The organism is Actinomadura sp. GC306 (assembly GCF_004348665.1).
In the GTDB taxonomy this organism is placed as follows: Bacteria; Actinomycetota; Actinomycetes; order Streptosporangiales; family Streptosporangiaceae; genus Spirillospora.
Genome location: NZ_SMKM01000262.1, coordinates 1 through 9,458 on the forward strand (window position 1 = coordinate 1; position 9,458 = coordinate 9,458).

Genomic DNA, 9,458 nt, shown 5'->3' on the forward strand with positions numbered 1-9,458 from the left:
GTCCGGTCGTGGAGCGGACCACCAGGTGCGGGACGACGAGGTTCTGCCGCGCCGCGCGGGACGGGTCCCCGATGCGGGCGGTCAGCAGTTCGGCGGCGACCCGTCCCATGTCCCGGCGCGGCTGGTCCACGCTGGTCAGCGAGATGTGCCGGATGGCGGCCAGATGGGTGTTGTCGTACCCGACGATCGACAGCTCCGCCGGGATGCGGAGCCCGATCTCGTCGGCCGCCGACAGCGCCCCGGTCGCGACGAGGTCGTTCGGCGCGAAGATCGCCGTGGGGCGCGGGTCGCGGCGCAGTAAGGCGAGGGCGGCGCGGTACCCGCCGTCCTCGGTGAAGTCGCCCGGTTCGACGAGGACCTCCCCGCCCAGCCCGTGGCGCCGCATCGCGCGCTCGTACCCGGCGCGGCGGTAGCGCGCGGTCGTGGAGCGGGCCCCCTCGATGTGCGCGATCCGGCGGTGGCCCAGCTCGACCAGGTGGTCGACGGCGAGGCTGGCGCCGAGTTCGTCGTCGTCCACGACGATGTCGACGCCGACGACGTCGCGTTCCCCGACCACCACGACCGGGACGCTGGCGGCGGCCTCCTTCAGCGAGTCGGGGACGACGCTGAGCAGCACCAGCCCGTCCACCCGCATCTCCAGGAACGCCTCGACGGCCTCCGCCTCGAACATCGGGTCCCAGCGGCCGCTGCCGACGAGCATCCGCAGGCCGGCGCCGTGCAGGCTCTCCTGCAGGCCGTCGAGGAACTCGGCGAAGAACGGGTTGTGCAGGTCGGCGACGATGGCGCCGATCAGCCTGGTGCGTCCCTCGACCAGGCTCCTCGCCACGGCGTTCGGCCGGTAGCCGAGTTCGCGGGCGGCCTGCAGCACGGCCTGCCTGCGGCGCTCGCTCACATGCGGTGACCCCCGCATCACCAGGGAGACGAGCGATTTGGAGACGCCGGCGCGCTCGGCGACGTTGCGGATCGTCGGTTTCGGCGCGGGGACCGGCCTCCCTTCGTCGCGGGCGGCCGGAGACGGTTCGTCGCGCGGCCGGGGGACCGCGCCTTCTCCTTGCCTGTCGTGCGGGGGATTCGCTTGCTCAGCTGACATGGCACTCCGTCCAGGGGGACCTGCAGGACCTGCCGCGGCGGCGCGTCAGTGGGGGCCGGCGCGCCCGCCTCCGCTCGGGAGGAGATGCCATGATGCCGCGCCTGCCCCTCAAACCGTTGCAACAGTGAGTAACGGGCATCCGACAATGGTGGTTCGGGCCTGTGGTGTTCCGGGTCACAGCCGCCCTTGGATGATCACGACCGGGGGAAAAGCCCGTTCGGTGCCGCCGGTGTGACCTGTGCCGTCCCCGGCTCGGATACGCTGCCCACGTGGCAGATCGTGCGGTGACCGGCGGCAAGGCGCGCGGCCGGCCGAGCGGCGGACGGGGCCGCCGCAGGCTCAGCGTGGACGAACGGCGAGACGAACTGATCGCGGCGGCGCTGCAGCTGTTCAGCACGCGCTCGCCCGAGGACATCTCCATCGACGACGTGGCGGCCGCCGCGGGCGCCTCGCGCGCGCTGGTCTACCACTATTTCGGCGGCAAGTACGAGCTGTACCTCGCGGCGCTCGGCAGCGCGGCCAAGCAGCTGTCGGTCCTGCTGGAGCCGCCCACGGAGGGCAAGCCGCTGGACCGGCTGCGGATCTCGCTGCGGCGCTACTTCGACTTCGTGGAGAGCCACGCGGCGGGCTACACCGCGCTGCTGCGCGGCGGCCCCGCCGACCGGTCGGGCGAGGTCGGCGAGATCGTTGACGGCATCAGGCAGCTGCTGCTGGACCGGATCCTGCATTCGCTGGAGGTCGAGACACCGCCGCCCGTCCTGCGCATCACGCTGCGCTCCTGGATGGCGGCCGTGGAGACCGCCGGCCTGGACTGGCTGGAGAACCGCGACGTACCGCGCGCCGACCTGGAGGCGCTGCTGGTCGACCACCTCATCGTCGTGTTCCACGCGGCCGGCCGCCACGACCCGCTGACCAACAAGCTCTTCGACCGCCTCTCCCACGAAGAGCTGACCGCCTGAGTGACGTGCGCGGATTTTGGGACACAAGCGGCAAATTGTCCACATACGGACAACAGCCTCAGCAGCCCCAGTAGCCCCGAAAGAACCGGTGTGGTCGATGGTGGTCTGCGCCGCCCTCGGTGCCGGGGTGCCTTCGAGCACCCGACACCGGGGGCGGCGCAGCGGACGCGGCTATTCCGACCGCTGCTGCGGGATTCCCGCGAGCAGCGCCCGCACCTCCGCTTCGCGGTAGCGGCGGTGCCCCCCCAAAGTCCGGATGGACGTGAGCTTTCCCGCCTTCGCCCACCGTGTGACGGTCTTGGGGTCGACGCGGAACATCGTCGCCACCTCCGCCGGCGTCAGCAGGGGCTCGGCCTCTGGCGTACGTGCTGACATGTTTGCGGCCTCTCCTCCGTGGACCGATGACAGCGATCCTGCGATCATCCTCGCGCGGTCACTGATGTCCCCTATGGCCCGAAAGAGCCACTATGACATCACAACGTGTAACCTTGCCACCACTCAGCGCAACAAGCAAGTTCCTGGCGGTAGTTGCGTGCAAACATCCCCCCGGATGCCGCGTGTCGCCCTGCGCGATGGTGACTGAGTCACGCTGAGTGATTCTAGCGACACGTATAGTCGTATCGCGCAGGGATTCGGGAAATTTGTTTTAGTTCGCCGTCTCACGTGCGCGAACGGGCCGCCAGCGGGCCAGGAGCCGCTTGTACATCGCCACGGTCAGCGCGGCTTCGCCGCGCTCCATCCCGGTGAGGGCCACGGCCATCTCGGCCACCGACTCGTCCGCGCTGAGCGTCCGGTCGTCCAGGAGGTGGACGAGGCCGCCGTAGTCGAGTTCGACGAGCGCGCGGGGGTCGAAACCGCCCAGCCACCGGGCCAGCGTCTCCAGGCGTCCGGCCGACAGGAGGTACACCTCGCCGGCGCCGTCGCCGAGGTTCTCGCGCACCACCGGGAGGGCGGCCGCGATCCGCCGGCGGGCCTCGCCCATCGATGTGACGTAGATGAGGGTACGGGCGGGCGCGGCCGTCGCGGGGCCGTGGCCGCCCTGTTCCTCCGCCGTGGCGTCGTTCTCGCGGTAGCCCGTCCCCGGCGTGCCGAGCATCAGGCAGCGCTCGTTGCGCGCGAACGGCACGAACCAGTCCAGCGGGACGTGCCACGTGCTCGTCAGGATGTGCGGCTGCAGGGACCGGCCCGCGCGCTTCCACTGCTCGAAGTCGCTCGTCACCCGCTCCGACAGCGGCGGGGGGACGAACGCCGCCGCCACACCGGCGGCGTGCTCGTGCCTGAAGCGCTCAAAGGCCAGCCAGGAGCGTAGCCGCGTCTCCCAGGGGCAGACGTAGATCATGTCTTCGAGGCGCCTGACGTAGGCGTCCCTGCTCTCACGCTCTGGCACGACCTCCGGCGGGGAGCCGGTCATCCTCAGCGCGGCTTCGCGGTGCTCCACCCCAAGCGCGTGGATCCGCCGCGGGCGCCGCCGAGAGTCGGCGTAGGCCGTCCACAGGGTCCGCGCGGGCTCCGGGAACGCGGTCACCGGTTCATAAACCCGTAGGTACGCGGCGTACGGAAGCACCATCGCATCGTTACATGAGATTCGTCCGGGCGGGGCGGCATCCCGCGCCCTACGCTGATCTTAGAGACAGAGAGGAGGGCACTACCGTGCCTAATGTCTTCGGGTCGCCCCACAAGGGCACCGAACCCGCCATAGAGGGGGGCAACCCCTCTGCACCCTCCGGCGTTTCCCGCTTCGGGGGACACGAGCAGGTCGTCTTCTGCCAGGACGAGGCCAGCGGCCTGCGCGCCATCATCGCGATCCACTCCACCGCGCTCGGCCCGTCCCTAGGAGGTACACGCTTCTTCCCGTACGCGTCCGAGGACGAGGCCCTGGCCGACGTCCTGAACCTGTCCCGTGGCATGACGTACAAGGCCGCCTTGGCCGGGCTGGACCTCGGCGGAGGCAAGGCCGTCATCATCGGTGATCCGGGCACCGGTAAGACCGAGGCGCTGCTGAGGGCGTACGGACGCTTCATCCAGTCGCTCAACGGCCGCTACTACACGGCGTGTGACGTCGGCACGTGCAGCGAGGACATGGACATAGTAGCCCGCGAGTGCGCGTTCGTCACCGGACGGACGGTCGCGCACGGCGGCGCCGGCGATTCTTCGATCCTGACCGCGTTCGGCGTGTTCCAGGGCATGCGCGCCGCGGCGGAGACCATGTGGGGTACGGCCGCGCTGCGTGGGAAGCGGGTCGGGGTAGAGGGCGTCGGAAAGGTCGGCCACCGGCTGGTGGAGCACCTGCGTGAGGACGGCGCCGACGTCGTGATCTGCGACGTGAACAAGGCGGCCGTCGACCGCGTCCGGTCACTGCACCCGGAGGTGGAGGTCGTCGCAGACAGCGACGCGATGATCCACGCCGACATCGACGTGTACGCGCCCTGTGCGCTCGGTGGTTCCCTGAACGACGAGACGGTGCCCGCCCTGAAGGCGAAAGTGGTCTGCGGGGCCGCCAACAACCAGCTCGCCCATACCGGCGTGGAGAAGAGCCTCGCGGACAGGGGCGTCCTGTACGCGCCCGACTACGTGGTCAACTCCGGCGGCCTGATCCAGGTCGCGGACGAGATCGAGGGCTCCAACTTCGACCGGGCGAAGGCCCGCGCGAGCGGCATCTACGACACCACCCGCAGCATCTTCGCGCTGGCCGCCGACGAGGGTGTCCCGCCGGCGGTCGCGGCCGACCGGCTCGCGGAGCGCCGGATGTCAGAGATCAGCCGGTTGCGCGGGATCCTGCTGTGAGCCCGTCCCGGCACCCCTGCGGCGGAACGGTCTCAGGGCCTGTTTAGACCGTTGCAAAACCGTTGCTAGAGCCGTCGTGGGGCGCTGTACGACCGTCCCACGGCGGCTTTGGCGCGTACGCGTGACCACGGGATACACTGTTGTTATCAGCAACAGAAGCGCCGCCACGTACCGTCGATGTACCGAGCCGGGCGCAAAACGGGTACGGTTGTACCCGTGACTGACGCATGGCTCATCAGGCACCGGTTCGTGTGGTACACGCGCGCTTGGATGGGCCCACGAAAGCCCTGACCATCGAGGGGGTCGAGCCAATGGGTCGCGGCCGAGCCAAGGCCAAGCAGGTAAAGGTTGCCCGACAGCTCAAGTACAACAGTGGCAACACGGACCTCGACCGCCTGAAGAGCGAACTTGGAGTCAACGACTCCGGCGACGACTCCTATGACGAGCTCGCCGAGAAGTACGCCGACTTCGCGGAGGACTACGGCACCGAGGACCGCAAGGACGGCACCTCCGGTTGATCGGCAGACAAGGCGCCACCGCCCGTAGCACGGGGCGGTGGCGTTTGTCGTGACCTCTGGGTGTTCGCCGAGGTGTTCGTCATGGAGGTGTGTTCGTCTTGGTCTCCAAGGGCCGCCGAGGTCGCCCCCCGGGCACGTTCGGCGGCTGATGGTACCCGTGTGACAACCGGGGGCTGAGAGGCGCTCTGCGGCCGCCTCAGCCCTCGGTGGGTCATCTGCACGGGTCGTCGTGTCACCGTCAGTGGAGGGCCGCCGTACCGTTGCCGGGGACGATGTCGCCCAGGTGCCAGGCCGGCACGCCTCGTGAGGTCAGGAGGCGGAGGGCCGCGTCCGCGTGGTCCGGGGCGACGATGGCCGCCATCCCGACGCCCAGGTTGAACGTCTTGTCCATCTCGTTCTGCGGAACGTCGCCGTGGCCCTGCAGGACGCGGAACAAGGCCGGCGTCTCCCAGGATGACCGCTTCAGGACGGCGTCCACGGTCGCGGGCAGTGAACGGGCCAGGTTCGCGGCCAGCCCACCGCCCGTCACGTGAGCGAACGCGCGCACCCCACCGGCCTGGATCAAGGCAAGGCAGTCCTTGGCATAGATGCGCGTCGGTGTGAGAAGCGTCTCACCAAGCGGACGGTCGAGCTCCGACGGCTCCGATTCGAGGGTCAGATCCGTCGAGGCCAGGATGTGGCGGACGAGCGAGTACCCGTTCGCGTGGATACCGGACGAGGCCATGGCGAGCACCACGTCCCCAGGACGAACACGCGCCGGCCCCAGGGTCTCGTCGGCCTCCACGACGCCCGTGCCCGCGCCCGCCAGGTCGAACTCGTCCGCCTCCAGCAGGCCCGGATGCTCGGCGGTCTCCCCGCCGACGAGGGCGCATCCGGCCAAGGCGCAGGCGTCCGCGATGCCGCCGACGATGTCGGCGATCCGTTCCGGGACGACCTTGCCGCAGGCGATGTAGTCGGTCATGAACAGCGGTTCGGCGCCGCACACGACCAGATCGTCGACGACCATCCCGACCAGGTCGTGCCCGACCGTGTCATAGACGCCGAGACGGCGCGCCAGGTCGACCTTGGTACCGACACCGTCCGTGGACGTGGCGAGCAAGGGACGCTTGTACCGCAGCAACGCGGAGGCGTCGAAAAGCCCTGCGAAGCCGCTGGCGTCGTCGACCACCTCAGGACGCCGTGCCCGTGCCACGCGCGACTTCATCAGCTCAACGGCACGCTCACCCGCCGCGATGTCGACCCCGGCGGCCTCGTACGAGGTGGGCGTGGGGCCACCGGTCATCGGATGACCTCCAGCAGGTGCTTGCCGCGTGCGTCGTCGTTCACCGGGATGGGGTAGTCGCCGTCGAAGCACGCCCGGCACAGGTTGTCCTTGGCGATGTGCGACGCGGAGATGAGTTCGTCCAGGGAGATGTAGCCGAGCGAGTCGGCGCCGATGGAGTCGCGGATCTCCTCCACCGACAGGTTCCCGGCGATCAGCTCGGCGCGGGTGGCGAAGTCGATGCCGTAGAAGCAGGGCCAGGCGACGGGCGGGCTGGAGATCCGGACGTGGACCTCGGCGGCGCCCGCGTCCCGCAGCATCGAGACGATCGCGCGCTGGGTGTTGCCGCGCACGATGGAGTCGTCCACGACGACGAGCCGCTTGCCCTCGATCGCCTCGCGCAGGGGGTTGAGCTTGAGCCGGATCCCGAGCTGGCGGATCGTCTGCGACGGCTGGATGAACGTCCGGCCGACGTAGGAGTTCTTCACCAGGCCCTGGCCGTAGGGGATGCCGGACGCCTCGGCGTAGCCGATCGCTGCCGGGGTGCCCGATTCGGGGGTCGGGATCACCATGTCGGCCTCGACGGGGTGCTCGCGGGCCAGCCGGCGCCCCACCTCAACGCGGGTGGCCTGGACGCTGCGGCCCGCGATCGTCGTGTCGGGCCGGGCCAGGTAGACGTACTCGAACAGGCAGCCCTTCGGCCGGGCCTCGGCGAACCGCTCGGAGCGGACGCCGTCGCCGTCGATCGCAACCATTTCGCCCGGCTCGATCTCGCGGACGAAGCGGGCGCCGACGATGTCGAGGGCGGCGGTCTCCGACGCCACGACCCAGCCGCCGTCCGGCAGCGCGCCGAGGACGAGCGGACGGACGCCCTCGGGGTCGCGGGCCGCGTAGAGCGTTCCCTCGTCCATGAAGACCAGCGAGTACGCGCCGCGGGTGACCGGGAGGATCTCCCGCGCGGCCGCCAGGGGGCCGTCGTCGCCGCGGGTGGCGAGCAGGGCCGTGAGGACCTCGGTGTCGGTGGTGGCGGTCAGCACGCCCGGTGCGAGCCGTGCGGCCAGCTCCGGGGTGTTGATCAGGTTGCCGTTGTGGACGAGCGCCAGGCCGCCCGCGTCGCTCGACCGGAACGTGGGCTGCGCGTTCTCCCACGTGGGCGAACCGGTCGTGGAGTAGCGGCAGTGCCCGACCGCGATGTGGCCGCGGAGGGTGTTGAGCACTGATTCGTCGAACACCTGGGCTACGAGCCCCATGTCCTTGAACACGACGATGCGTGATCCGTCGCTGACGGCGATGCCCGCCGACTCCTGTCCGCGGTGCTGGAGCGCGTACAGGCCGTAGTAGGTGAGCTTGCTGACTTCCGCCTTGGGCGCCTGGTCCGCGGGGACCCAGACGCCGAACACCCCGCAAGCGTCCTGCGGGGGGCGGTCTGTGGGATCGATGTCGTGGCTCAGACGTCCGTCACGGAGAGGCACATCGCCAGTCTAGATGCCTGATTCAGCTGCTCCGATCGGTGGCATGTACTTACCGGACCTTTGCTCACCCGAACCGGAGGCATCGCCCACCTCGGGGGAGTCTGGTGACCGACACGTGGAGGAAGACATGACGCTGCCTGGGTACCAGACGTATTCGCCTCCGTCTCCGCCCAAGCGGAGCATGCTGGCGAGGTCCTCACAGGTACTCGGAATCGTCGGGCTGGTGGGGCTCATCCTGTGTCTGGCGGGGGTCATCCCCGCGCTGGTGGGTCTCGTCCTGGGGACGGTTGCCCTCGTGCGGGGCGATGCGGACCGGAAGCCCGCGATCGTGGGCGTCGTCTGCTCCGCCCTGGCTCTCGTTGTCGGTGCCGTGGCGCTCGTGTGGCTGCTGACCAAGGCGGCAGAGTGCGGTGACGAGACGCGCTACCCGGACGATTCGTCGCGACGTGGCTGCGTCGAGCGTGAGTTCCCCTTCGCGGACGGCAACTCCGCCAGGTACACCGCCACCACGCCCTGAGGACGGCTAGAGGACGGCTAGAGGACGGCTAGAGGACGGCTATACGCCCTGGTCTTCGGCGAGGGCGCGGACGGCCTCTTCGTCGAGTGCCGTGGCGTAGACGCGCAAGTCGTCCATGAGGCCGCCGAACCCGGGCTTGGTGGGTTCGCTTCCCAAGTAGATGGGGCCTGCCGGGGTGACGACGGCGTGTTCGAGCGGTACGGCCACGTCCAGACCGCCGTTGACGTAGAGGAACATCCCGGCGGTGTTCACGACGAACGCGATGTGCGTCCATTCACCGACGGTCAGGGGGGTGCGGCTGTCGGCGTAGTCCGGGCCCTTGACGGTGAAGAGCTGGGCTCGGAGCCGCATCGCGTCTGGGTAGAGCCAGAGCCCGAGGCCCCGCGCGTCGTTCTCGCTGACCGGCTTGTAGACGAGGCTGCGCCACTCACCGATCGGCTCTTCGGTGATGCGAACGGAGAACGCCACGCTGAACCCGAACACCTGGCTGAGGACGAGCTGCGGTGTGGCGGGAATCACTGCCCGGCGGTCCCCGCCGAGTGCCAGCGCCTCGCCCGCCCGGCCCGGGACGATCTCGGCGGTCTCCCCCAGTTCGGCGGCGGGCCCGGTGCCGGCCGTGTCGGCGACCCGGCGGCCGTCCACGGTGCCGACGTCGAACGTCCAGTGCGCGATCAGCACGGGATCACCTCCAGTGTGGCGGTGCGCGCATCCGTGCCCGTGCGCCGCGCCGCCTTCCAGGTCGGGCCCCGAACGGACGGTGGTGCCCACGCTGGCAGCGTAGGGCGGTCCAGGCAAGGCCCGGATCGGGCGCGCGGCCGCCGGCCCCGCTCAGCCCGGCTCGGCGGCCTCCGGCTCCG

At 70.0% G+C, this 9,458-nt stretch carries 10 protein-coding genes; 4 read left to right on the plus strand and 6 right to left on the minus strand.

All coding sequences use genetic code 11. The features are described from left to right. Window positions 1–1,090: LacI family DNA-binding transcriptional regulator (locus E1200_RS27135; protein WP_243708858.1), on the minus strand; the 1,090-nt coding region annotated here is incomplete at its 3' end. 269 nt (window positions 1,091–1,359) lie between these two features. Here E1200_RS27135 and E1200_RS27140 point away from each other — a divergent pair. Continuing rightward, window positions 1,360–2,049 (plus strand): TetR/AcrR family transcriptional regulator, encoded by a 690-nt coding sequence (locus tag E1200_RS27140; protein WP_243708859.1) that lies wholly within the window; start codon window positions 1,360–1,362, stop codon window positions 2,047–2,049. Window positions 2,050–2,220: 171 nt separating this feature from the next. Here the strand turns inward: E1200_RS27140 and bldC are convergent, their stop codons facing one another. Continuing rightward, the gene (bldC, locus tag E1200_RS27145) at window positions 2,221–2,424 is read right to left on the minus strand and encodes a developmental transcriptional regulator BldC (protein WP_012850682.1); all 204 of its coding nucleotides are present in this window, start codon (window positions 2,422–2,424) and stop codon (window positions 2,221–2,223) included. 271 nt (window positions 2,425–2,695) lie between these two features. Next, the gene (locus tag E1200_RS27150) at window positions 2,696–3,574 is read right to left on the minus strand and encodes a hypothetical protein (RefSeq protein WP_347813247.1); all 879 of its coding nucleotides are present in this window, start codon (window positions 3,572–3,574) and stop codon (window positions 2,696–2,698) included. Window positions 3,575–3,699: 125 nt separating this feature from the next. Here E1200_RS27150 and E1200_RS27155 point away from each other — a divergent pair, with 125 nt between their 5' ends. Then, window positions 3,700–4,833 (plus strand): Glu/Leu/Phe/Val dehydrogenase dimerization domain-containing protein, encoded by a 1,134-nt coding sequence (locus E1200_RS27155; RefSeq protein ID WP_279485166.1) that lies wholly within the window; start codon window positions 3,700–3,702, stop codon window positions 4,831–4,833. Between the two features lie 311 nt (window positions 4,834–5,144). Further along, entirely contained in the window at window positions 5,145–5,351 is a 207-nt protein-coding gene (locus E1200_RS27160) for a DUF3073 domain-containing protein (RefSeq protein ID WP_131954916.1), read from the plus strand. A 238-nt stretch (window positions 5,352–5,589) separates the two neighbouring features. Here E1200_RS27160 and purM read toward each other — a convergent pair whose 3' ends face one another. Next, the gene (gene purM, locus E1200_RS27165) at window positions 5,590–6,633 is read right to left on the minus strand and encodes a phosphoribosylformylglycinamidine cyclo-ligase (protein ID WP_131954917.1); all 1,044 of its coding nucleotides are present in this window, start codon (window positions 6,631–6,633) and stop codon (window positions 5,590–5,592) included. Further along, window positions 6,630–8,084 carry an amidophosphoribosyltransferase gene (gene purF / locus E1200_RS27170; protein ID WP_131954918.1) on the minus strand — a complete coding sequence of 485 codons (1,455 nt, stop codon included), beginning with the start codon at window positions 8,082–8,084 and terminating at the stop codon, window positions 6,630–6,632. Before purF ends, purM begins: the two co-directional genes overlap by 4 nt. A gap of 223 nt (window positions 8,085–8,307) precedes the next feature. Here purF and E1200_RS27175 point away from each other — a divergent pair, with 223 nt between their 5' ends. Then, entirely contained in the window at window positions 8,308–8,601 is a 294-nt protein-coding gene (locus tag E1200_RS27175; protein WP_243708860.1) for a hypothetical protein, read from the plus strand. Between the two features lie 39 nt (window positions 8,602–8,640). On the opposite strand, the gene E1200_RS27180 is transcribed toward E1200_RS27175, so the two are convergent. Continuing rightward, window positions 8,641–9,369: a LamG domain-containing protein gene (locus tag E1200_RS27180; RefSeq protein ID WP_165950476.1), complete on the minus strand. Its 729-nt coding sequence runs from the start codon at window positions 9,367–9,369 to the stop codon at window positions 8,641–8,643. Between the last annotated feature and the right edge of the window lie 89 nt (window positions 9,370–9,458).